At 73.5% G+C, this 23,822-nt stretch carries 17 protein-coding genes; 6 read left to right on the forward strand and 11 right to left on the reverse strand.

Going from position 1 to position 23,822, the window contains the following annotated elements:
- Positions 1–107 precede the first annotated feature (107 nt).
- Positions 108–2,195, forward strand: a complete 2,088-nt coding sequence (locus AC0680_RS00765; protein ID WP_478623636.1) for a phage holin family protein — start codon at positions 108–110, stop codon at positions 2,193–2,195.
- A gap of 15 nt (positions 2,196–2,210) precedes the next feature.
- On the opposite strand, the gene AC0680_RS00770 is transcribed toward AC0680_RS00765, so the two are convergent.
- Positions 2,211–3,191, reverse strand: a complete 981-nt coding sequence (locus AC0680_RS00770) for an alpha/beta hydrolase (RefSeq protein WP_478623638.1) — start codon at positions 3,189–3,191, stop codon at positions 2,211–2,213.
- A gap of 309 nt (positions 3,192–3,500) precedes the next feature.
- Here AC0680_RS00770 and AC0680_RS00775 point away from each other — a divergent pair, with 309 nt between their 5' ends.
- Positions 3,501–6,383, forward strand: coding sequence for an AfsR/SARP family transcriptional regulator (locus AC0680_RS00775; RefSeq protein ID WP_478623640.1), 2,883 nt, complete (start codon positions 3,501–3,503; stop codon positions 6,381–6,383).
- Positions 6,384–6,412: 29 nt separating this feature from the next.
- Here AC0680_RS00775 and AC0680_RS00780 read toward each other — a convergent pair whose 3' ends face one another.
- Complete coding sequence (locus AC0680_RS00780; protein ID WP_478623643.1) at positions 6,413–7,252, reverse strand: hypothetical protein; 840 nt, start codon at positions 7,250–7,252, stop codon at positions 6,413–6,415.
- A gap of 371 nt (positions 7,253–7,623) precedes the next feature.
- Between AC0680_RS00780 and AC0680_RS00785 the strand changes: the two genes are divergently transcribed.
- Positions 7,624–8,988: an amino acid permease gene (locus AC0680_RS00785; RefSeq protein WP_478623646.1), complete on the forward strand. Its 1,365-nt coding sequence runs from the start codon at positions 7,624–7,626 to the stop codon at positions 8,986–8,988.
- 709 nt (positions 8,989–9,697) lie between these two features.
- Here the strand turns inward: AC0680_RS00785 and AC0680_RS00790 are convergent.
- Entirely contained in the window at positions 9,698–10,648 is a 951-nt protein-coding gene (locus AC0680_RS00790; protein WP_478623649.1) for a Rho termination factor N-terminal domain-containing protein, read from the reverse strand.
- Between the two features lie 174 nt (positions 10,649–10,822).
- Here AC0680_RS00790 and AC0680_RS00795 point away from each other — a divergent pair, with 174 nt between their 5' ends.
- Positions 10,823–11,134 (forward strand): 4a-hydroxytetrahydrobiopterin dehydratase, encoded by a 312-nt coding sequence (locus tag AC0680_RS00795; RefSeq protein WP_478623651.1) that lies wholly within the window; start codon positions 10,823–10,825, stop codon positions 11,132–11,134.
- 8 nt (positions 11,135–11,142) lie between these two features.
- Here AC0680_RS00795 and AC0680_RS00800 read toward each other — a convergent pair whose 3' ends face one another.
- A complete protein-coding gene (locus tag AC0680_RS00800) occupies positions 11,143–12,087 on the reverse strand; it encodes a YihY/virulence factor BrkB family protein (protein ID WP_478623654.1) in 945 nt (314 codons plus the stop codon).
- A gap of 204 nt (positions 12,088–12,291) precedes the next feature.
- On the reverse strand, positions 12,292–13,338 hold the full coding sequence (locus AC0680_RS00805) for a DUF1266 domain-containing protein (RefSeq protein WP_478623656.1): 1,047 nt from the start codon (positions 13,336–13,338) through the stop codon (positions 12,292–12,294).
- Positions 13,339–13,458: 120 nt separating this feature from the next.
- Between AC0680_RS00805 and AC0680_RS00810 the strand changes: the two genes are divergently transcribed.
- Positions 13,459–14,373, forward strand: coding sequence for a class I SAM-dependent methyltransferase (locus tag AC0680_RS00810; RefSeq protein WP_478623658.1), 915 nt, complete (start codon positions 13,459–13,461; stop codon positions 14,371–14,373).
- Positions 14,374–14,475: 102 nt separating this feature from the next.
- Here the strand turns inward: AC0680_RS00810 and AC0680_RS00815 are convergent, their stop codons facing one another.
- The 5 genes from AC0680_RS00815 to AC0680_RS00835 form a co-directional block, all read right to left on the reverse strand.
- On the reverse strand, positions 14,476–15,273 hold the full coding sequence (locus AC0680_RS00815; RefSeq protein ID WP_478623661.1) for a VOC family protein: 798 nt from the start codon (positions 15,271–15,273) through the stop codon (positions 14,476–14,478).
- A 218-nt stretch (positions 15,274–15,491) separates the two neighbouring features.
- Entirely contained in the window at positions 15,492–16,325 is an 834-nt protein-coding gene (locus AC0680_RS00820) for an aldo/keto reductase (protein WP_478623664.1), read from the reverse strand.
- Positions 16,326–16,339: 14 nt separating this feature from the next.
- Positions 16,340–17,347 (reverse strand): hypothetical protein, encoded by a 1,008-nt coding sequence (locus tag AC0680_RS00825; RefSeq protein WP_478623667.1) that lies wholly within the window; start codon positions 17,345–17,347, stop codon positions 16,340–16,342.
- Positions 17,348–17,465: 118 nt separating this feature from the next.
- Positions 17,466–19,292, reverse strand: coding sequence for an AMP-dependent synthetase/ligase (locus AC0680_RS00830; RefSeq protein WP_478623669.1), 1,827 nt, complete (start codon positions 19,290–19,292; stop codon positions 17,466–17,468).
- 264 nt (positions 19,293–19,556) lie between these two features.
- Entirely contained in the window at positions 19,557–20,420 is an 864-nt protein-coding gene (locus tag AC0680_RS00835) for a LysR family transcriptional regulator (protein WP_384432803.1), read from the reverse strand.
- Positions 20,421–20,560: 140 nt separating this feature from the next.
- Here AC0680_RS00835 and AC0680_RS00840 point away from each other — a divergent pair, with 140 nt between their 5' ends.
- Positions 20,561–21,766 (forward strand): bile acid:sodium symporter family protein, encoded by a 1,206-nt coding sequence (locus AC0680_RS00840; RefSeq protein WP_478623672.1) that lies wholly within the window; start codon positions 20,561–20,563, stop codon positions 21,764–21,766.
- On the opposite strand, the gene AC0680_RS00845 is transcribed toward AC0680_RS00840, so the two are convergent.
- Positions 21,649–23,616, reverse strand: coding sequence for an exo-alpha-sialidase (locus AC0680_RS00845; RefSeq protein WP_478623675.1), 1,968 nt, complete (start codon positions 23,614–23,616; stop codon positions 21,649–21,651). The genes AC0680_RS00840 and AC0680_RS00845 overlap by 118 nt on opposite strands.
- Positions 23,617–23,822: the final 206 nt, after the last annotated feature.

Genomic DNA, 23,822 nt, shown 5'->3' on the forward strand with positions numbered 1-23,822 from the left:
ACGCCGTACACCGGGCATAACTCGGGTGTCAGACGCTTTGTGACACGCTGGGCGGCGGGTCCGCGCAGCCGGTGCGGGCCGGGGCGGGAGGAGGGACGGCGTTGCGGATGCCGCGGTGGAAGTCCCTCAGCGGCGCCCTGTTCCGGGTGCTCGCGGTCTGGGTCGTCTCCAGCCTCACCCTGCTCGTGCTCGCCGCGCTGCTGCCCGACTTCCGGCTGCAGTCCGCCGGTGGGGACAGCCTCACCCGTACCGCCCTCGCCGCCGCCCTGGGCGCCGGAGCGTTCGGCCTGCTCAGCGCACTGGTGTGGCCGATCCTCGTACGCGCGCTGCTGCTGGTGCCGGCGCTCGTCCTCGGTCTGCTGGTCTTCGTCCTCAACGGCTCACTGCTGTTGCTCGCGCTCGATCTGATCCCCGAGGGGCAGGGCCAGGCCGCCCCGCAGACCGCGGTGATCGTCGCGGCGGCGATGTCCGCGGCCTCCTCGGCGACCTCCGCCTTCCTCGCCGTACGCAACGACGACGCCTACCACCGCCGGCTGGTACGGCTCGCCGGCCGCCGCCGCGGCGGCGCCGCACCCCGCCCGGACACCCCCGGCACGCTCTTCCTCCAGCTCGACGGCCTGGGCCACGAGCTGCTGCGGGAGGCCACCCGGGGCGAGCGGCCGCTGATGGCGACCGTCGCCCGCTGGATCGGCGACACCCACCGCCTCACCCCCTGGCGCACCGACTGGTCCAGCCAGACCGGCGCCAGCCAGCTCGCCATCCTGCACGGCAGCAACGAGGACCTGCCCGCCTTCCGCTGGTACGAGAAGGACACCGGCACCCTCGTCGTCAGCAACCGGCCCAGCAGCGCCGCCGAACTGCAGCGCCGCGCCGTCGAGCGCACCGGCGACGGCGGACTGCTCGCCCACGACGGTGCCAGCCGCGGCAACCTCTTCAGCGGTGGCGCCGGCCAGGTCGCGCTGGTGATGTCGGTGGCCGCCCGGCGCGGTCGGCACAACCGCTCCCGGGCCGGATACTTCGCCTACTTCTCCGACCCCGCCAACGCCACCCGCACGGCCGTCTCCTTCGGCGCCGAGGTCGTCCGCGAGATCGTCCAGTCGCTGCGCAGCCGCCTGCGGCGCGAGCGGCCACGGGTCAAGCGCGGCGGCCTCTACCCCGTCATCCGGGCCTTCGCCACCGTCGTCGAGCGCGACGTGGTGGTCGCCGCCGTCATCGGCGACCTGATCGCCGGCCGGCGCGCCGTCTACGCCGACCTCGTCGGCTACGACGAAGTGGCCCACCACTCCGGGCCCGCGCACCGCGACACCCACCAGGTGCTGCGCAGCCTCGACCGGGCCGTCGCGCTGATCGCCAAGGCCGCCCGGCACGCCCCGCGCCCGTACCGCATCGTGCTGCTCTCCGACCACGGACAGAGCCACGGCCCGACCTTCCTGGAGCGCTACGGGCTGAGCCTGGGCGACCTGGTACGCGCCGGGTGCGGCCTGCCGGTGCCGCGCCGCGCCGGACGCACCCCGAGCGGGGCCGAGGCCAGGGAAGCCGCCCGCGCCGCCCTCCACCGCCCCGAGGGGGCGCAGGGCCACCGCGCCACCACCCAGCCCGTCGTACTGGCCTCCGGAAACCTGGGGCTGGTGTCCTTCCCGGACGTGCCCGGCCGGATCACCCGCGAGGAGCTGGACCGGCGGCACCCCGCCCTGCTCGGCACCCTCGCCAACCACCCCGGCATCGGCTTCCTGCTGATCCGCTCGGCCGCGCACGGCCCCGTGGTGCTCGGCCCGGCCGGCGCCGAGCACCACCTCGACACCGGCCGTATCACCGGCAGCGACCCGCTGGCCCCCTTCGGCGCCGGCGCGGCCGAGGCCGTACGCCGCACCGCCCGCTTCCCGCACGCCGCCGACCTCATGGTCAACTCCGCCTACGACCCGGCGACCGGCGCGGTCCACGCCTTCGAGGAGCAGATCGGCTCACACGGCGGGCTGGGCGGCGCCCAGAGCCGGCCCTTCCTCCTCTGGCCCGCCGAACTGACCCCGCCGGCCCCGGAGGGCCGGACGCCGACCGGCGCCGAGGAGGTGCACCGGGTGCTGCGGCGCTGGCTGCGCGAGGCCGACGGCCCGCAACGGTCCGTCGGCCCCGCCCGGGACGCGGCCCGGCACCGGGCGGCCGCCCCCGACGGTGTGCCACCACCGGACCAGGGGTGACCGCCCGCGCGCGGCCTATGCCTTGCGGAGCCGGTCGAGGATGCCGTCGAGGTCGCGGGTGAACATCTCGGGGCGGATGAAGTGCCCGCCGGGCTGCTCGTGCGACTCGTGCGGGATGCCGGCCTTGTCGAGCTCGGCCCGGAACTCCCGCTGGCCGGCGAGCACCTCGGTCTCGTTGAGCAGGTCGAACGGGTCGACCGGATTGGGACTGGTACCGGCGACCAGGAAGACCCGCTTGTCGCGGTAGCGCTCGATGTGCTCGATCGGGTTGTCGGCGCTGACCCTGGCCTCGTCCCACGGCTCGCCGTAGATCGTGCCGCCGGCCAGGTCCAGGGCCGCGGAGGACACATTGGCCCAGTGCGCGACGGCACCGAGGTCGCGACGCAGGCTGGGCGGGCCGGAGTGGGCGCTCACCGAGGCGAAGTGGCCGTAGTACTTGGCCGCGTACTTAAGCGCGCCGAAGCCGCCCATCGAGAACCCGGCGACGGCGCGGCCGTCGTACTCGGCGTACGTCCGGAAGTTCGCCTCGACCCACGGCAGCAGCTGGGCGATGTGGAAGGTCTCCCAGTTGCGGGGGCCGGTGTGGGAGCTGACCGGGTTGGAGTACCAGCCCGCGTGACCGCCGTCGGGCATCACCACGATGATCGGCTTGCCGGCGGTCAGGTCGCGGATGCCCGCGCGGTCCCAGGTCATGAAGTCCTGGTCGGTACCGCCGCCGTGGAACAGGTAGAGGACGGGGTAGGTGCGTCCGCCGGAGTGGTAGTCGTCGGGGAGCAGGACGTTGACGGCGGGCTCCCAGCCGATCGCGTCGGTCGCGAAGCGGTAGTACCACATGCGGGGGTCGTCCTCCCTGCGGTCCACGACGCGCAGCCCGTCGTCGGCCGCACCGGCCGGCGAGGCCGCTGCGAGGACGCTCGCGCCGCCGAGGGCCATCGCAGCGGAGACCCCGCCGACGGCCCTCAAGACGCTTCTGCGGGTGGGGCGGTGCTCGCTCAAGATGACCTCCAGGTCGGGATGTGACACATACGCATGGCGTGCCGTCGGCCGCCGCGGTGATCTCCGCGGAGGGACGGCGCGACGCCCGGCGTGTCGCGGGCGGGAAGGCACCGCGCCACGCCCGGTCCCTTCCCGCCCGCGCCCATCCCCCCGCTTCCCCGCGGTTCTCGGTGGTGACTTGCCAACCCTTGCGGGAGACGCTGAAATGCCGATGAAATCGCGGTGATGCCGACGGCGGCACGGGGGGCGGAGGGGTTGGCTGTGGACGGGGGATCCCCCCAGCGGCTTCGGATCGAGGTGCTCGGCCCGGTGCGTGCCTGGCGTGACGGTACGCCACTTGACCTGGGTCCGATCCGGCGGCAGGCGGTGCTGGCCGCGCTGGTGCTGCGGCCGGGCACGCTGGTCAGCCATGAGCAGCTGCTCGTCGACGTGTGGGGCGCCCAGCCGCCGAAGACCGGTCACCGGGTACTGCCCAGCTACGTCTATCCGCTGCGCAAGACGCTGGACGCGGCGGGCGCCGGACCGGCCGGGTCGGTGATCCGCGGCGGCCGGGGCGGGTACCGCTTCGTCGGCGACGGGGTACGGCTCGACGTGGCCGAACTGGCCGAACGGCTGGGCGAGGTGCAGCGCGCGCGGGCGTCGGACGACCCGGCCACCGCGATGGCCCGGTCCTCCCAGGCGCTCGGTCTGTTCCGGGACGAGCCGCTGGCCGGGCTGCCGGGGCCGTTCGCGCAGGACGAGCGGCGGCGGCTGTCGCAGCGCCGGCGCGCCCTGCGGCGGGACAACCTCGAATGTTTGGTCCTGCTCGGCCGCTCCGCCGACGCCCTGGACGGCCTCGCCGCCCTGTCCGCGTCCGATCCGTACGACGAGTCGCTGACCGCGCTGCGGATGCGCGCCCTGTACGGCAGCGGACACCAGGCCGCGGCGCTGAGCGCCTATCAGGACATGCGCACGCGGCTGCGCGACGAACTCGGGGTCGATCCCGGCGAGGAACTCAGCCGGGTGCACCAGGCGGTGCTGCGCCGGGACGACGCACGGCTCCTCGGCCCGGCGGCACGCCCGGCCGCCGTGCCGCGCCGGCCGCGCCGCGCGGTCAACGAACTGCCGGGCGGCACCGGCCGCCTCATCGGCCGGGAGCGCGAGCTGGCGCTGCTGACCGCGCCCTCGCCGTCCGCATCCGTGTCGGTCGTGGCGGTGGACGGGGCCGCCGGGGTCGGCAAGACCGCGCTCGTCGTCCACGCGGCCGGTGTGCTGCGTGCCCACCACCCGGACGGCTGCCTGTTCGTGGACCTGCGGGCGCACAGCGCCGGACGGCACAGAGTCTCCCCGCAGCGCGTGCTGCGCAGGTTGCTGCGCTCGCTCGGCGCCGCCGACAGCGAGGTGCCCGACGACCCCGACGAGCTCACCGCGGCGTGGCGGGCCGCGACCAGTCCGCTGCGGCTGCTGCTCGTGCTGGACGACGTTCCCGGCGCGCGGCAGATACGGCCGCTGCTGCCCGCCGGACCGGGCAGCACGGTGCTGGTGGCCGGCCGGCGGCGGCTGGCCGGGCTGGACGCCGACCGACGGGTCACCCTGGAACCCCTGGAGACCGGCGAGGGGCTGTCCCTGCTCAGGCACATCGTGGGGGAGGAGCGCGCGGACCGGGAGCCGGCGGCGACCCGCGAACTGGTCCGGCTGTGCGACGGGTTGCCGCTGGCACTGCGCATCGCCGGGGCGCGGCTGCAGACCCGTCCGGCCTGGACGCTGGCGTACCTGGTGGAGCGGATGGCGGGCGACGAGCACCGTCTCGGCGAGCTCACTGCCGGGGACCGCAGCGTGGAGGCGGCCTTCCGCCTGTCGTACGACCAGCTCACGCCGGAGCAGCGGCTCGCCTTCCGCACCCTCGGTCTGTCGCCGACGGTCGAGTTCGACGCGCTGACCTCGGCGGCCATGCTGGACCGGTCCCCCCGGGACGCCGAGCGGATCCTGGAAAGCCTGGTCGACGCGAGCCTGGTGCAGCAACCCCGCCCGGGCCGCTACCGCCTGCACGACCTGGTCCGGGTGCACGCACGGCGGCTCGCGGAGGCCGCACCCGCCGAAGCCCGCGCGGCGCGCACCGCCGCCCTCCGGCTCTACCTGGACGCGGCCCGGACCACCAGCGACTGGGGCCCCGGCGGTTTCCCCACCGGGCCGCGACCCGGCGGTGCGCCGTTCGCGGACTGGAAGGAGGCCGAGGGCTGGCTGGACGCGGCCGGCGCGGAGCTCGCCGATGTCGTCGGGCACGCCGCGGCGCGCGGTGAAGCCGACTACGCGTGCTGGATCGCCGAGGCCCTGAGCGACTACTTCACCCGCCGGGGCCGCTACCACGAGGGCCGGACGGCCTTGGAGAGCGCGCTCGCGCACGCGGACCGGGCCACCGACCGGCGGATGGCCCCCGCACTGCGCAACTGCCTGGGCATCGCCGACATCTACCAGGGGCGCATTCCCCAGGGGCGGGTCTGGTTCGCCGAGGCGCTGGACCTCAGCCGCCGCCGCGCGGACCGGCGCGAAGAGGCCGTGGCCCTGGGCGGGTTGGGGGCCGCCGACCTGAACCTGGGCCGGGCCGACGAGGCGATCCCCCCGCTGACCGAGGCGGTGGAGCTGGCCCGGCGGCTCGACGACGACTGGGTCGCCGCCATGGGACTCTCCCTCCTCGGCGCCGTCCACCACAGCCGGCAGCGCTCCGAGGAGGCGCTCGGCTGCTTCGCCGCCGCCCGCGCCCACGCCGAGACCAACGGCCGGCCGCGGGTGATCGGGATGGCGCTGGCCAACGCCGCCGGCGTCCACCTCGACCTCGGCCACTACGGCGAGGCCAAGACCCTGTACCGCCACGCGGCCGAGCTGGCGCAGCGGGTCGGGGACGCCCTCCTGTACGCGATCGTCCTGACCCGGCTGGGCACGGCGGAGCAGGGCGAGGGGAACCTGAGCGCCGCCACGGCCCTCCACCACCAGGCCCTCTCCCGACACCAGACGCTGTCCCCGCTCACCGAACCCCAGTACGACCGGCTGGAGATGGACATCCGCTCCAGGCTGGGCCGCGCCTACCGTGCGGCGGGCCGCGTCGCCGAGGCACGCGCGCAGTTCCGGACGGCGCTCGCCGTGCCCGGAGCCGCCGACCACCCCGTGGAGCACGCGCTGGCGACCGCGGGGCTCGACGAGTGCGGCGACGACTGAACGCGCGCCGCGCCCACCGCCCGGAGGGGTTACGCCGGCGAGGACACCAGCGAGACGGTCACCACCACCGGCGCCGGCCGCCCCACCCCGCGCACCCCCTCGGCCACCATCTCCAGCAGCCACACCGCGACATCCGGCGACCACTCCCGCGTACGGCAGCCCAGCCGCAGCACCTCACGCATCCCCTCGGTGTGCAGGGCACCGTCGAGGTCGAGGTCCACTCCCGCGAGGTCCCCGCCGGCCGCGGTGTCCTTAGCCACGGGCACGAAGACCTCCACCGTCCCCTGTGCCATGTGCCGCACCGCCTCGCACACGGCCACCGCGTCGTCGGCGCCCACCCCGCCCGCGACGCCGGTACGGCGCGCGACCGTGACCACCACCTCGTGCCGGGCGTCCGGATCCGCCAGGCCGAACCACGCCGCCAACTCGATCTGGTGGAAGGCCGTGTTGCGCCCGACCGCCTGCAACGGGAGCAAGGCGTGCAGACCGGTGAACGTCACCGCACCCACACGGGCCAGCGTCTCGGACAGGACCAGGACGACGGGCCGGACGGGAAGACCGGGGCGCGGCGGATCGGTCAGCACCCCCGCCTGCAGCCAGGCCAGTTGGCGGACCGCGCCGTCCTGGGTCCAGTCGCCGCCGACCTCTTCATGGGCCCACGCCGTGGGCTCATGGCGGGCCGTGATCCGTCCGTCCTCGTGCAGCGCGCTGCTGACGGTCTGCCAGCCGTAGGAGCCGGCCCGATCGACGGCCCGGCCGAGCAGGTCCTCCTCGACGGTGCCTCCGGCGTCCTGCTCGACGACCCGGTCGAACCACGGATGCCGCGTGAGGGTCCCGTGCAGGCCGATGACGACGGTGGGGGGAAACACGGGCACTCCCGGAGGGCGGACGGCGCTGGAAGCCCGTCTTCGGGGCCGCGCCCCTCCGGGGCCCGCCCGTAGGACGAAGGCCGATAGTAGTGCCGGTGGCAGTGGTCGGCGCCGGTCGGCCCGGTGCGCGGTCCGGGTGGGGCTTGCTGCCGGGTGCCCGTCGGGCCGAAGATCCTTCGCTCCGAGGTGCCCGCGGCCGGAGTATTACCGGCGATTTGGAGCGTGCCCTCCAGACAGTGACCATGTGCCATGGCCCGGCGACCTCGGGCACCGGCACGACGAGAGACGCACGATCCATGCACCGCAGCCCTGCCGCTCAGGACCCCGAGACCGGCTCTGACCTGCACAATCAAGCCAAGCAGCCGTTTCGGATGAGCTTGCTGACAGCCACCTGCCTGGTGATGGGCAACATCATCGGCGGCGGCATCTTTCTGCTGCCGGCTTCGGTGGCCCCGTTCGGCACCGTCAGCCTGGTCGCCTTCGGCGTCCTGACGATCGGCGCCGTCGCGCTCGCCCTGGTCTTCGGCCGGCTCGCCGAGCGCCATCCGGACACCGGCGGCCCGTATGTCTACGCGCGCGAGGCGTTCGGCGACTTCGCCGGCTTCCTCTCCGCCTGGTCGTACTGGACCATGACCTGGGTCAGCAACGCCGCCCTCGCGGTCGCCGCCGTCGGCTATGTCCACGTCCTCTTCCCCGGCAGTGCCTCGGCCGGCACCGATCTCGCGGTCGCCCTGGGCGCGCTCTGGCTCCCCGCCGTCGCCAACTTCGCCGGCACCCGCTACGTGGGCGCCGTGCAGCTGGTCTCCACCGTCCTGAAGTTCGTCCCGCTCCTCTTCATCGCCGTGGTCGGACTGTTCTTCTTCGACCCCGACAACCTCGGCTCCTTCAACGCCGGCGGCGGCAGCGCGGTCGGCGGGATGTCGGCGGCCGCCGCGATCCTCCTCTACTCGTACGTCGGTGTGGAGTCCGCCGCCATGAGCGCCGGCGAGGTCCGCGACCCGGAGCGGAACGTCGGCCGGGCCACCGTCCTCGGCACCATCGGCGCCGCCGTGGTGTACCTCCTGGGCACCCTCGCCGTCTTCGGCACCGTCGCGCACGACAAGCTGGTGAACTCCAAGGCGCCGTTCTCGGACGCGGTGGACGCGATGTTCGGCGGCCACTGGGGCGGCACGCTCGTCGCCGGCGCGGCCGTCGTCTCGATCATCGGCGCGCTCAACGGCTGGACCCTGATGAGCGCCCAGTCGCCGTACGCCGCCGCCAAGGACGGCCTCTTCCCGGCCCCGTTCCTGACCAAGCGGCGCGGCGTACCGACCTTCGGCGTGCTGGCCGCGGCCGTCCTGGCCAGTGTCCTGACGGTGATCAACTACTTCATCGGCAGCGGCGGCGTCTTCGAGATCCTCGTCCTGATCACCACCTTCTCCGCCACCGTGCCCTACCTCCTCGCCGCCGGCGCGCAGGTCTACTTCCTGCTCACCGGCCGTCGCGACAAGGTCCGCCCCGCCCGCTTCGCCCGGGACCTGACCCTCGCCCTCGTCGCGTTCGGCTTCACCTTCTGGCTCGTCGCCGGGGCCGGCTACGCCGCGATCTACCAGGGCGTGCTGTTCCTCTTCGCCGGCATCCTCGTCTACGCCCTGATGGCGGCCCGCCGGGCGGCCCGTCAGGACCAGGCGGGCGCCTCGGAGGCGCAGCCCGCCCACCGGCCGCACCGTGACGCGGTCCCCGAGAAGGTCTCCTGAAGGGAGCGTCCAGCCGTCCGAGCCGCTGTGGCGGCTCAGACAGACGCCGAAGGCGCCCTGATGGACCAGGAGGAAGACCAGCGCCTTGCCGGGCGAGAGCACCAGGAACAGTGCGCAGAGGTAGAGCGTGATGTGCGCCAGCAGCAGCACCGCCTCCGTCCCCCATGCCGGCATCGTGGGGGAACGGAGCGCCCTGACGCTCGCCACCCGCAGCCGGAACCCCTCCAGCGCCAGCAGCGGGAGGGGCAGCCCCGCCTGAGGGCGCCCGCGGAGCCGGGGCGCCCCGTCCGGGTGCCGGGGCCGCACGCTCATCCACCAGCCGTACGACATCCCCATGCCGAGGTTCCCCCACAGCCGCCCGCCGATCCCGCTCGACCGCCGGCCCCGGCGCACCCGCCGACCCGCCGTCTCCCGGATGACCAGCGCGACCTGCCCGGACACCAGCGCCACGAGCCCGGCCACCGCCGGCTGCCACCAGCTGTCGCCCAGTGTGAAGAACACCGCCCAGCCCCCGGCGAGCTCCGCACCCGCCAATGACCGCCGCCCAAGCCCCGTCGTCATACCGGCGAGTCTTCCGCCCCGGCCCGCGGCCCGACAGCCGGCGCACCCCCGGACCGGCCGGGGGGTTACCGCCACCAAAGGGTGGGGCTGGCTCCACCCCGCCGTCGTCGTTCCGCGGCGCGGCGGCCGTTCCACCCCGCCCGCCCGGTCAGTTCTTGTTGCTCTGCATCTCCCTGATCGACGTGATCAGCTGGGACTTCCGCATGCGTGCCGTGCCCCTGATGCCGAGCGCCGAGGCCACCTGCTGAAGCTCCGCCAGAACAAGCGAGTTGAGGTTGTCCGGCTGAGACGTCCGCTCCTCGGGCACGCGCCCGGTGGTCCGCTCGTTGAGCGGGTTCAACTGCATGCGTGGGGACGTCGCGGACCAGATCGCCTCGGCCGCCTGACCCAGGACGTATTCGATCTCGCCCGGACTCATATCGGCGACGTTCTCGCGGAGCGTCTTCAGCTTCTTGAGGGCGTAGCGCAGCGCGAAATCCTCGCGCTCGGCTTCCTTCCGCCCCTGCGCGATACGGTTCAGGTCCACCGCGATATGGCGTTGGGCCCGCGCGATCTCCTCGACGCTGGTCACCATCTCCGCCACGCTCCGCTCCACGGGACTGCCCATTTGCATGGACTGCACGTCGAGGGTGGTGGAGATCGGACTCTCCGAATTGCCGCTGGTCAGTGCCTGGTTCAGATGGGTGACGATCTGCTGCCGGCAGTTGTCCGCGCTGCGCAGATCGGTGTGGTCGAAGAGGATGACGCGCATCTGGGCGATGTCGAACGGCAGGTCGCAGGCCTTGTCCGCGATCAGCGCCACCGGCAGCTTGGCGGTGTGCCGCACCGCCAGCTCGTAGAAGACGTTGGGGTTGAGCCCCGTGAGATCCGCCACCGCCACCTTCGCCCGCAGGATGTGGTCCAGGACCTGCAGATTGATCTGCCCCGGTTCGGCGATCTGATCTCCTCTGACCGCCGTGAGACCTATCTCCTGTGCGGCACGCTGCACGATGAATTCAAGAATGCCGTCGGAGCGGTTGCGGATGTCCGAACCCTCTTCTCCGATGGGGGCGATGAAGAAGCATTCCTGATCAGGTTCCGGAAGGCTGGAAGCTGCCAAGCTGATCTCCGAGGTGCCGGGGTGAAGCGAAACTGATCGGCCGTCAGCGCCGATTATATGGTCTGCGTCTCACCCCGACGGCCGGACGCGGCATCCCCGGCACCCGGCGGAAGCGTCCGCGTCGTGGCAGGCTGGAGCCGTGAGGCAGTCGACACACCGCGCGAGGAGAACACCGTGAACGCTCGGCCCGCACCGCTCAGCGCCCAGGAGATCGACGACCGCCTCGCGGAGCTGCCCGGCTGGTCCGCCGAGAACGACCTGCTGCGCCGGACCTATTCCTTCCAGGGGCACCTGCCGGCCGCCGTGATGGTCGTCCATATCGCGCGGATCCAGCAGGAGTTGGACCACCACGCCGAGCTGACCCTGGGCTACGACCGGCTCGCCGTCGCGGTGAACACCCACAGCGCCGGCGGCCGGATCACCCACCTCGACTTCGGCCTCGCCCGGAGGATCGAGGAGATCGCCGCGGCCCACGGCGCCCGCTGACCGGCGGGTCAGTCGCCCGAGCGCGGCCTGACCACCCGGCCCGCGCGCGCCAGCTCCACGTTGAACTGGGCGCCGCACAGCAGCGACAGGTGGGAGAACCACAGCCAGATCAGGAACACCACCGGTCCGGCCAGCGAGCCGTAGAGCCGGTTGAAGGTGCCGACGTACGAGGCGTAGAGCGCGAAGCCCGCGGACGACACCAGCCACAGCAGCACCGCGACCACACCACCGGGCGCCGCCCGCCGCACCCCGCGCGAGCTGGGCGGCCCGGAACGGAACAGCACCATCGCCAGCACCGTGGCCAACAGCAGCAGCAGCGGCCACTTCAGCAGGTTCCAGGTGGCCTCGCCCGCCTCACCGAACCCGAGCGCCCGGCCCAGCGCGGTCGCGATCGGCCCGCTCACCAGCAGCGCCACCGCACTGCTGATCAGCAGCGCCATCAGCAGCAGCGCCGTCACCAGGATCCGCGGTGCCTTGCGCCACGGCGGCCGGTCGTCCTTCGTCCGGTGCATGGCGTGCAGTGCCCGGCGGAACACGGCCAGATAGCTGCACGACGACCACAGGGCGCTGGCCAGGGCGCCGCCCACCACCACCCACGCGGCGGTGCGCTGGTGCGCCATGACGACCAGCGCCCGGCGGACGGTCGGGCCCGATTCGGCCGGGGCGATGGCGCTGATCTGGTTGATGAGCTGCTCGGTGGCCGCCGGGTCGGCGAGCCCGATCAGCGACACCGTGACGATCAGCGACGGCAGCAGCGCCAGCACCGAGTAGTACGTCAGGCTCGCCGCCCAGTCCGTCACATCGTCGTGCCAGACGGACAGCGGCGTACGGCGCAGCGCGGTACGGCACTGGGCCCAGGTCGGCCGGGCGGCCGGCGGCTTCGGCCCGGCCGCGCCGAGCGCACGATCCAGCAGCGCCCGGTTCATCCCCCGGCGCGTACCGCTGTCGCCCATGTCGTTGCGTCCTCTCCTCGATACGTCCTGCATCATCCCCCGCGCCAGGACCGTCCGAAGACGACCGGGCGGCCACCGCCCGCCGGGGGCACCGCCGCGTCCGGCGGTGGACACACCTCACGGTCCCGGTCCGCACCGCCACCCGTCAGCTCTCCGCGGCCGGATCCCCCGTATGGACGAGGGGCCGGCGGCCCGCCCGCACGCTCACGCGAAGGGCAGCACCTGCCACGGCGAGGACGGGTCCTGCGTGAGGACGCGGTGCAGGTGCGCCGCCTCGGCGTACTGCGGGCCGAACCAGCCGTGGTCGAACGCCAGCATCCGGCCCAGCAGATAGCCCGCGGCGAACTCGGCCCACGAGCCGTAGACCTCCCTCGCCCGCGCGCCGACCCGCTGCACCGCCTGCTCGGCCTGCGGCGGCGCGCACAGCCGGGCGCCCAGGCCCCAGCGGACGAGATTGACGGCGTGCACGAGATCCAGCGCGAGCAGGGACACCACCCGGCCACCGGCCGGCAGCAGCCCGTCCGTGCGGAACCGCTCCTCGTAGCGGGCGACGAGTTCGGGGAGCTCCGGCGCGTCGGCGGCGCCCTCGTTCTCCTCCTCCGGGTCCGCCGCCGCCCGTGCGCGCAGCGCCTGTTCGGTGTCGGCCGGTACGAACTGCCCGGCCAGGAGCTGGTCCAGACGCTGCTGCCAGCCGGCGGGGTCGGTCACCGACCACTGGTCGTGCAGCGTCCGGGCGTCCGCGGCGTGGTCGAGGAAGGCCGTACCCAGCTCGTTCCACGGCACGCTGTGGTGCACCGCGAGCGGCGCGCCGCACGCCAGTCCCTGTGCGACGGGGCCGTGCAGCGGGCCCCCGAAGTGGGTGACGAGCAGACCGCCGGGCCGCACCCCGACCTGGGCGCGCAGCCGCAGCCAGCCGGCGCGCGCCTGGGGGACGGCCGCCAGATACGCCGCGCACCCCGTCCCCGGGTTGATCGCCAGCCGCCACTTGTCGTTCGGCCAGTCCTGCGCCAGCTCCTCCAGCGAGACCCGGTCGAAGAACTGCTGCGGCTGCCACGGCGGCAGCATGCCGCGGGTCAGGACGGGAATGCACCTACCGCCCGTCACCGGGTCGTCGTAGACGGGCAGCGGGTCCTGCCCCGGCTGCGGCGCCGCCAAATACAGGTCCTCGCCGGCGACCGCGGCGACCTGGCCGTCCACATCACCACGCGCCGTCGCTTCGCACAGCCGCCGCTCGGTATCGGTCGGCGGCATCCATCCCGGAGTAGCCACAGGCCAAGACCCTACGATCACCTCCCGGCCCGCCGGAACCGGGGGTTGCCGGGACGTCAGGGGAGATTGCACCGAAGCCACCCGTAACGGAGGCTCGATGTCATGAGCGACCACGACCGCACCGGACCCGGGCACCGCCACGCCCGCCACGACAGCGCGCAGATCGACTGGGAGGCGCTCGGCCCGATCCTCGAACGGGGCGCCGAACTGCACACACCGCTCCATCAGCAGATCGCGGCCTGGCTGCGGGAGCTGCTCACCGGGGTGGCCGGCACCGGCCCCGACGGGGTGCGCCGGGTGCTTGACGTCGGCAGCGGGCCGGGCGTCGTCAGCTGCCTGCTGGCCCAGGTCTTCCCCGCGGCCGAGGTGGTCGCGGTGGACGCGGCCGGGGCGCTGCTGGAGCGGGCCCGCGCCCGGGCCGGCCGCCTCGGGCTCGGCGACCGGATCCACACCCATTCCGCCGAGGTCCCGGACGGGCTCGACGCCCTCGGCGGCGCCGACCTCATCTGGTCGAGCAAGGCCCTGCACCACGTGGGCGACCAGCGCGCCGCGGTCGCCGCCCTCGCCGGGCATCTGCGGCCCGGCGGACTGCTCGCCGTCTGCGAGGGGGGCCTCGCCCCGCGCTACCTGCCGCGCGACATCGGCATCGGCCGCCCGGGGCTGCAGTCCCGGCTCGACGCGGCCGGCGAGGAGTGGTTCAGCGCGATGCGGACGGCGCTGCCCGACGCCGCCGACGACATCGAGGACTGGCCCGCCTTCCTCGCCGACGCGGGCCTGCGCACCCCGCGCACCCGCAGCTTCCTGCTGGACCTCCCGGCCCCGCTCTCCGCCGAGGCCCGCGCATACGTCCAGAGCCGTCTCACCCGCTCCGTCGACCTCTACGGCGACCGCCTCGACGCGGACGACCGCACCACCCTCGCCCGGCTCACCGACCCCGACGACGCGGCCGGCGTCACCCGCCGCCCCGACGTCTTCCTGCTGTCCGCGCAGACCGTGCACACGGCCTGCGCGCGGTAGGCCGGACCGATCCGACCGCCCCGCCACCCGGCGCCCGGCCGGGAAGTACGCCGGCCGGGCCCGAGGAGGACGGTCGGACAGGGAATCAGGGGCGCGGCGATGTCACCCCTGGCCCATCGGCTTCGGGGTGATCACGGCGAAGGTGGCGCCCTGCGGATCGGTCACCACGGCCATCCGGCCGGCCATCATGTCGAAGGGCTCCTGAAGTGCCGCCCCGCCGGCCGCGGTCACCTTGCCGACGGTCTCGTCGGTGTCGGCCACCGAGAAGTACGCCAGCCAGTGCGAGGGCGTGTCGGGCGGCATCTGCTCGGACATCGGCTGCATACCGCCCACCGGGCGGTCGCCCACCTTGAGCGCGTAGTAGTTCTCGGCGCCCTCCATCTCCATGGCGGTGCTCTCGATGCCGAAGGAGGCCTGGTAGAAGGCAGCGGCGGCGGAACGGTCGGTGGTGTTGAGCTCGTTCCAGATCAGCGCGCCGTGCTCGTTGACGATGCCCGCGCCGGGGAAGTCCACCGCCTGCCAGACGCCGAACACCGCGCCGGTGGGGTCGGCGGCGATACACATCCGGCCGAGCGTCATCACGTCCATCACCGGCATCAGGATCGTGCCGCCGGAGTCGCTCACGGCCTGGGAGGTGGCGTCCGCGTCCGCCGCCGCCAGGTACGTGGTCCACACGGTGGGCGGCGGGGGCTGGCCGCCCATGGCCATCGCGGCCATGATGCCGGCCACCGGCTTGCCGTTCAGCTCGCACACGGCGTAGCCGCCGGTCTCGGGCGGCCCGATCTCCCCGGTCCACCCGAAGACGCTGGCGTAGAAGTCGATGGCGGCTTGCTGGTCCGGGGCCGCGAGATCGACCCAGCAGGGGGTCCCGGGCTGATAGGCGGAGGTGACTTCGGGCATCGTGGCCTCCTGGATGGGGGCGCCTGCCGCGTCCGTGCGGCGGGGAGGGAAGCAGGGCAGGGCGCCACGTTCGTCGGTCCCGCCGGCGCGCCGCGGGGCCGCGTGGCGCTCACCCTCCACACTTCCCGCCGTCCGCCGAGCCCGCCACTCGGGTACGCCACGGCGCCGCCCGTACGAGCGGACGGCGCCGTGGGAGCGCGGCGGTCGGGCCGGGGCCGTCAGGCCATGTCGAACGTGGCCGGGTCCGGGCCGAGGCGGTTGCCGGTGTCCAGACCGGCGAGGGTGGCCAGATCCGCGTCGTCCAGCGTGAAGTCGAAGACGTCGATGTTCTCGGCGATGCGCGAGGGCGTGACGGACTTCGGGATGACGACGTTGCCGATCTGGAGGTGCCAGCGCAGCACCACCTGGGCGGGGGTCTTGCCGTGCTTCGCGGCGAGCTGGGCGATCGTCGGGTCCTCGAGGAGGCCCCTGCCCTGGCCCAGCGGCGACCAGGCCTCGGTCGCGATGCCGTGCCGGGCGTGGACGGCGCGGGACTCGGCCTGCTGGAACTGTGGGTGCAGCTCGATCTGGTTGACGGCGGGGACGACGGAGGTCTCGTCCAGCAGCCGCTCCAGGTGGGCGGGCTGGAAGTTGGAGACACCGATGGCCTTGGCGCGGCCGTCCGCGTAGATCTTCTCGAGGGCCTTGTACGTGTCGACGTACGCGTCCTTGGCCGGCAGCGGCCAGTGGATCAGGTAGAGGTCCACGTACTCCAGGCCGAGCTTGGCCAGGGAGGCGTCGAAGGCGCGGAGCGTGGAGTCGTAGCCCTGCTCGGAGTTCCACAGCTTGGTCGTGACGAACAGTTCGTCACGGGGGAGGCCGGAGGCGGTGAGCGCCTTGCCGGTGCCCTCTTCGTTGCCGTAGATCGCGGCGGTGTCGATGCTGCGGTACCCGGCGGCCAGGGCGTGGCCGACCGCGGTGGCCGCCTCTTCGTCGGGGACCTGCCAGACACCGTAGCCGAGCTGGGGCATCGCGATGCCGTTGTTGAGCGTGATGGACGGAACCTTGCTCACGAGGGGATCGATCCTTAGGTATACGTTCGTGTTCCAGGTCGTTCAACGATCATCCGCCGCTGTGCATTCCCGCGCACGTCGGTGGTGAGTTCGCCGAGCGTGAAGGCGCCGGCGCACAGCACCGTCAGCCCGGCGCAGAGTTCCAGCGCGCCGACCAGGCCGGCAAGCCCACCGGAGACGGCGGGCGCGCCGGGGAGGAGGCCGTCGGTCACCGCCCGCACCAGCCACATGCAGCCCCCGCAGGCGAACGCCGTGCCACCGCCCGTCCAGGCCGCCGCGAGCGGCCAAAGCACCCGCAGTCCGGGCGTCAGGCGGGGAAACAGGAGCAGCAGCAGTCCGGCGGCGGCGAGGAGCAGGAGCAGGCCCTGCGACCAGTCCGAAGCCGAGCTGATCACGGTCCCGGCGGCCGCCTCGGAGGCGTCCACGCCCAGCGTCGAGCCCGCGCCCCACAGGATGTGGACCGAGCCCAGCGCCGCCAGCAGCACCGCGGCCGGCGCGAGGAGGATCCGCTGCACGGTCCGGGTACCGGTGTCGGCGAGTCCGCCCAGCGGGGCGCGCAGCAGACCGCCCCAGCGCTGGTGCGCGTACACCGCGAAGGCGCCGAGCAGGGTGACTCCCTCGACGAGGAAGCCGCCGTAGACCACGCCGAAGACCCAGGGGGCGATGAGGTCGTCGGAGCCCATCGGGTTGTGGGCGCCGGTGACCAGGCCGGCGAGGCTGCCGCCCACGACGCCGGTGATCAGCGGGACCAGCAGCCCGGAGGCCGCCCACAGCGGCAGGAGCAGCAGCCACGCCGGGGCCCGCCGGCCGGTCGGGCGGGTGAGGGTGTGGGCCACCACCGCCGCGATCGCGTCGAGGAGGAAGGTGAAGGCGTTGGCCGCGACCCAGACGGCGCGGCCGATGCGATCCGGATCGACGACACCGACGTCGAAGCCCAGCACCCACAGCAGCTTGAGGGTCAGGTACGGGGCGCAGGCCAGGACGGCCGTCCGGCCCAGGAGTGTGAGACGGCGAGAGGGCATGCAACGGAGTCTGCGGAGCGCCGGTGCGGTCGGCGTCGGGCGTGCGGACGATCCGGCTCCGCCGTGCGGCGGAGGTGCGGCACACGGCACCGACGAGCCGGGGCGGCCGGTCGCCCCCTCACGACCCGTACAGCGCGTCCACTTCCACCGAGTACGCCGTCTCGATCGCCTTGCGCTTGAGCTTCAGCGACGGCGTCAGCAGCCCCTGCTCCTCGCTGAACTGGTTGGCCAGTATCCGGAACGTACGGATCGACTCGGCCTGGGAGACCAGGGTGTTGGCGGCGACGACGGCGCGTCGGATCTCGGTCTCCAGGTCCGGGTCGCGCACCAGGTCCGTCGGCGGCATCTCCGGCTTGCCGCGCATGGCCAGCCAGTGCGCGACCGCCTCCGGGTCCAGCGTCACCAGCGCGGCGATGAACGGCCGGTCGTTGCCGACGACGATGCACTGGGCGACCAGCGGATGCGCCCGCACCCGCTCCTCCAGGCCCACCGGCGAGACCGTCTTGCCGCCGGAGGTGACCAGGACCTCCTTCTTCCGCCCGGTGATGGTCAGATAGCCGTCCTCGTCGAGGGCGCCCAGGTCGCCGGTGGCGAACCAGCCGTCGTGCAGCACCGCGTCGGTCGCCTTGGGGTCGTTGTGGTAGCCCTGGAAGACCTGGCCGCCGTACAGCCAGATCTCGCCGTCCTCCGCGATGTGCACGGTGGTGCCGGGGATGGGGGTGCCGACGGAGCCGAAGCGGGTCCGCTCGGGCGGGTTGGCGGTGGCGGCCGCGGTGCTCTCCGTCAGGCCGTAGCCCTCGAAGATCCGCACTCCGGCGCCGGCGAAGAACAGCCCCAGGCGGCGCTCCATCGCGCTGCCGCCGGACATGGCGTACCGCATCCGGCCGCCCATCGCCGTACGGACCTTGCTGTAGACGAGCTTGTCGAAGAGCTGATGCTGCATCCGCAGTGCGGCGCTGGGGCCGGACCCGGTGCCGAACGCCTTGTTCTCCTGCGCCTCGGCGTAGCGCACCGCGATGTCGACGGCCTTGTCGAAGGGCCCTTCCTTGCCGTCCGTCTCCGCCTGCCGCCGGGCCGCGGCGAAGACCTTCTCGAAGATGTACGGCACCGCGAGGATGAAGGTGGGCCGGAAGGCCTGCAGGTCGGGCAGGAGGGCCCGGGCCGCCAGCTCGGGCTGGTGGCCCAGCTTGACCCGGCCGCGGACCGCGGCGACCTGCACCATCCGCCCGAAGACGTGCGCCAGCGGCAGGAACAGCAGGGTCGCGGCCTCTTCGCCCCCCTTCGAGGTGAAGACCGTCTCGTAGCGCATGACGATGTTGTCGGCCTCGGCCATGAAGTTGGCGTGGGTGATGACACAGCCCTTGGGGCGGCCGGTCGTGCCCGAGGTGTAGATGATCGTCGCGGTGGCGTCCGGGGTGACGGCCATCCGGTGCCGGTGCACCACGTCGTCCTCGATGTGCGCGCCGGCCGCGGTCAGCTCGGCCAGCGGGTCGGCGTCCAGCTGCCACAGCTTGCGCAGGTGCGGGAGCCGGTCGATGACCGAGCCGACGGTCATCGCGTGGTCCTCGTGCTCGACCAGGCACGCCGAGACGCCGGCGTTGTGCAGCATCCAGAAGACCTGCTCGGCCGAGGACGTCGGATACAGCGGTACGGACTGCGCGCCGATCGACCACAGCGCGAAGTCGAACAGGGTCCACTCGTAGCGCGTACGGGACATGATCCCGACGCGGTCGCCGAACCGGACGCCCTGCGCGAGCAGGCCCTTGGCCAGCGCGAGGACCTCGTCGCGGAACTGCCCGGAGGTGACGTCCTGCCAGTTGCCCGCGTCGTCCTTACGCCCGAGGGCGATGTGTCCGGGGTCGGCCTCGGCGTGGTCGTAGACGGCATCCGCCAGCCCGCCGACCCGGGGCGCGGTCGCCAAAGGCGGGACGGTGAACTCGCGCAATGACCCAGCTCCTCGTGGTGTTGCTCACAAGGCCGCGACCGTACCCCACGGGGACGGCATCCGGCAGGGCAGTACCACGGCGTGAACGCGCCCCCACCGGAACTGGCCAAGCGAAGAAATCGGGCTACTTCGGAGAAGAGCGGACATGATCCGGGTACTTCGACGCCGTACGATCACGACGCCGGGACCATATCTGCACCAAATCTCTGCACCTGACACCTGGTTTGACGCCCGGTCGTCCGAACCGCCCGGAACGGCCCGCGGCTACGGGAGCTGCAGTCGGTCGCCGCCCGCGAGGATCGCGTCCGCCAGCGCCTCCGCCGGGCCCCGCGCCGCGCGGTCGCGCTCCCCGTGCAGGAGGACGAAGTCGACCCCGCCCAGTTCCGGCAGTCCGGCACGTGGCGGGATCTGGACCAGACCAGGCGGGATCATGCCTCTGGTATGCGCCATGACGCCCAGACCCGCCCGGGTTGCGGCGATCAGTCCGTTCAGGCTTCCGCTGGTGCAGGCGATCCGCCACTGCCGGCCCTGGCGCTCCAGTGCCTCCAGCGCACGGGCCCGGGTCACCGCCGGCGGCGGATAGACCACCAGCGGGACCGGCCGCTCCGGGTCCAGCCGCAGCCGCTCGGCGCCCACCCACACCAGCCGGTCGCGCCACACCAGGCGCCCGCGCGAGTCCTCCGGGCGGCGTTTGGCGAGGACGAGATCGAGCCGCCCGGCCGCCAGCAGCTCGTGCAGGGTCCCCGACAGCTCGACGGTCAGCTCCAGATCGACCTCGGGGTGCTCCCGGCGGAACCCTTCGAGCACCTCCGGCATCCGGGTCAGCACGAAGTCCTCGGACGCGCCGAAGCGGAGCCGGCCGCGCAGCCTGGTACCCGCGAAGAAGCCCGCGGCCCGCTCGTTCGCCTCCAGGATCGTGCGGGCGAAGCCGAGCATGGCCTCGCCGTCCTCGGTCAGCTCCACGCCGTGGGTGTCGCGTGCGAACAGCCGCCGGCCGGCGGCCTCCTCCAGCTTCCGTACGTGCTGGCTCACGGTCGACTGCCGCAGCCCGAGCCGGTGCGCGGCCTGCGTGAAGCTCAGCGTCTGCGCCACGGCCAGAAAGGTGCGCAGCTGCGCGGGCTCGAACATGGGCCCTCCGGTGCTCATCATGCTTTGCGATGACAGTCACCACGGTAAGAGGGGTTCCCGATCGCCGCACGGACCGGCACGCTGACGAGGGCGCCGTCCACGCCGCCGCCCGAGAGCCGTCCGACGACCGAAGAGAGACCATGCGCCGCCCTTCCCTCAAGCCGCCTTCCTGGCTGCCCGTGGACGGTTACCTCCTGGCCCTGGTGGGCACCGTCGCGCTGGCCGCGCTGCTGCCCGCCCGCGGAGTGGCCGCCACCGTCGCCGACGGCGCCGCCACCGGAGCCGTCGCACTGCTCTTCTTCCTCTACGGCGCCCGGCTCTCCACCCGCGAGGCGATGGACGGACTGCGCCACTGGCGGCTCCACCTCACCGTCCTGGCCGCCACCTTCGTGATCTTCCCGGTGCTCGGCCTGGCCGCCCGCGGCCTCGTCCCGTACGTCCTGCCGCCCACCCTCTACACCGGGCTGCTGTTCTTGTGCCTGGTGCCCTCCACGGTCCAGTCCTCGATCGCCTTCACCTCCCTCGCCCGCGGCAACGTGGCGGCGGCGATCTGCGCCGGCTCGTTCTCCAGCCTCGCCGGCATCGTCCTCACACCGCTGCTGGCGGGGCTCGTGCTGCACGGGGACGGCGGCGGCTTCTCCGCCGACTCGCTGCTCTCGATCGTCGGCCGGCTGCTGCTCCCGTTCGCCGCCGGGCAGGTGCTGCGCCGCTGGTGGAGCCGGAGGGGCCGGACGCGGCGCGGCGGGCGGGACGCCGGCGGGCGACCGGAGGGCGGCTTCCTCGCCCGCCACAAGAAGGCCCTCGGCTATGTGGACCGCGGTTCGATACTCCTGGTGGTCTACGCCGCGTTCAGCGCCGGCGTGGTCCAGGGCATCTGGCACCAGGTCTCCTGGCTGCGACTGCTGTGCCTGCTCGGTGTGGAGGCCGTGCTGCTCGCGCTGATGCTGACCCTCACCTCGTACGGCGCGAAGCGGCTCGGCTTCCCCCGTGCGGACCGCATCGCCATCACCTTCGCCGGTTCCAAGAAGAGCCTGGCCGCCGGCCTCCCCATGGCCAGCGTCCTCTTCGGCGCCCAGGCGGGCCTGATGGTCCTGCCGCTGATGCTGTTCCACCAGATGCAGCTGATGGTGTGCGCGGTGCTGGCGCGGCGGTATGCGGCCGGTGCGGAGCCGGAGCCGGAGCCGCGGCGGGAGGCCGGTCCCGCCGCGGCGGCGGTCGCGGACGCGTACTACCGGCCCGGTCCGCGTACCCGGTCCAGCGACAGCCCCAGCACCAGCGGCGCGGGCACCGAGGCGTCGTCCGTGCGTACGGCGGACAGCTCGGCGTCGGTCAGCGCCCGCCGGTAGACCCGTACCGCGTCCAGCGCACCGGTGAACTGGGCGCGGGCGTCCGGTTTCTGACCGAGGTGGACGCCGAAGACCGACCCGCGGCTGACCGAGCCCGGGACGTCGGCCACGACGCTGGTCTCGGTGCCGTCCACGGTGAGCAGCAGCCGGCCGCCGGTGCGGCGCAGCGCCAGATGGTGCCAGTCGCCGTCGTTGTAGGCCGCCGCGGTCGCGGCCTGGGCGGTGGCGGGTGAAGAGGCACCGTCGACGGCGGTGACGCGGGCCAGCAGCCGGCCGTTGCGGGGGTCGCCGGTCAGCGCGACCTGCGGGCTCCTGGTGCCCACGCCGCCCATCCACAGCAGCGGCTGCTCGCCGGTCCGGGCGTCGTAGCGGAACCACAGGCTGCAGGTGAAGTCGTGGGCGCCCAGGGGGAGGGAGGCGCGGAACGGCAGGCGTACGGCGTCGTCCCTGCCGTCGAAGGAGAGGGCCTGGCCGAACCGGCCGCCCGTGGTGCTCGCGCCGCCGAGGACGAGGGCCGGCCGGGCGCCGGGGGCGGCGTCGCGGGTGGTGGGGTCCGGGGCGCGGCGCGGGCCGAGCCAGCCCTCGGTGAAGCGGACGAAGCGGATCTCGTCCCGGGCGTCGACCGCGCCGCCCTCGTACATCAGGCCGATGACGTCGGGTGAGACGGCGACCAGGTCCGAGTAGCCGGACCAGTCCGTGGTGACCCGGGCGCCCCGGTCGACGCCCTCCCAGGTGCGGCCCTCGTCCCAGGAGGAGCGGATGGTCATGGTCCGGCGCCGGTCGGGATCGGCGGGCGCCGCGAACAGGGTGCGGCCGCGGCCGCCGTACGGATGCGGCAGCCGCAGCGCCGAGCCCTGCACCATGGGGGAGTAGAGGTCGGGCAGGGCGCGGAACGGCGCGGTGAAGGATTCGCCGCCGTCACGGCTGACCGCGGCGTCACGATGGCCCAGGTCGGTGCCGTCCTGTTCACGGCCGTTGACATAGATCGAGCCGTCGGAGCGCTCCAGGAGGGTCATCTCCGAGGGCTTCTGACGAAACGTTCCGTTCGCCGCGATGGGCCAGCTGTCCAGCGCGCCGACCTTCCAGGTGGCGCCGCCGTCGTCGCTGTGGATCAGTGCGGCGTGGTTGGCGGTGACCCGGTTGTCCGCGTAGCTCTCGGCGTTGATGCCGAAGACCAGCCGGCCGGTGTGCCGCCCGTGGGTGAGCTGGATGCCGTGCACGGGCCCGGTGGCGTACCAGGAGTTCCACTGCGGGGGACGGATGCCGGGGGTCAGGTCGCGGGGCGCGGACCAGGTCGCGCCGTCGTCGTCGCTGTACTGGAGGTGCGGGGTGCGGTCGCAGGGGACATCGCAGCTGAGGCCGTCGTCGCGGCCCTTGTTGTAGGTCTCGGCGAGGACGATCCGGCCGGTGCGGCGGTCGACGATCGGGGCCGGGTTGCCGTGGGTGTCTCCGCCGCCCTGGTTGACGACCTGGAGCGGGCCCCAGGTGCGGCCGCCGTCGGTGGAGCGCTTGAGCACCAGGTCGATGTCGCCGGAGTCGCCGCAGTCGTGCCGGCGGCCCTCGGCGAAGGCGAGCAGGGTGCCGCGCGCGGACCGCACGACGGCTGGTATCCGGAAGCAGAAGTAGCCCCGTTCCTGGGAGGCCTTGAAGAGGATCTGCTGCTCGAAACCGCCCGCGGGCGGCGCCGTCGCGGCGGGTCCGCCGCCCGACGTCCCGTCAGGCACGGCGTGTGCGGGGGCGGTCGGCAGCAGCGCGAGGACCGAGGCGGTCAGCACGGCGAGCGCGGCGGTGGTGCGGTGGTGCCGGGGTCTGCGGCGGGGGCTGGGGTGTGCGCGGAGAACTGACGTCATGGTCCGGCCTGCCCTTCGAGGGATCGGCGGTCGGGTCATCAGGACATCCCACGTCCTATGTGCATCCCTGACGGAAGCTACTGCCGCGTGTGGACCGCGACAAGGAGCCTGCATCGGTTCTCGGCGCCACAGCCGGAATTCACTCACCCGGCCCGCAGGCACTGCGCCGGGTGGGCCTGGTGCGCTGCGCGAGCCGGGTGCGCCGG

The organism is Streptomyces sp. NPDC043738, from assembly GCF_056436545.1.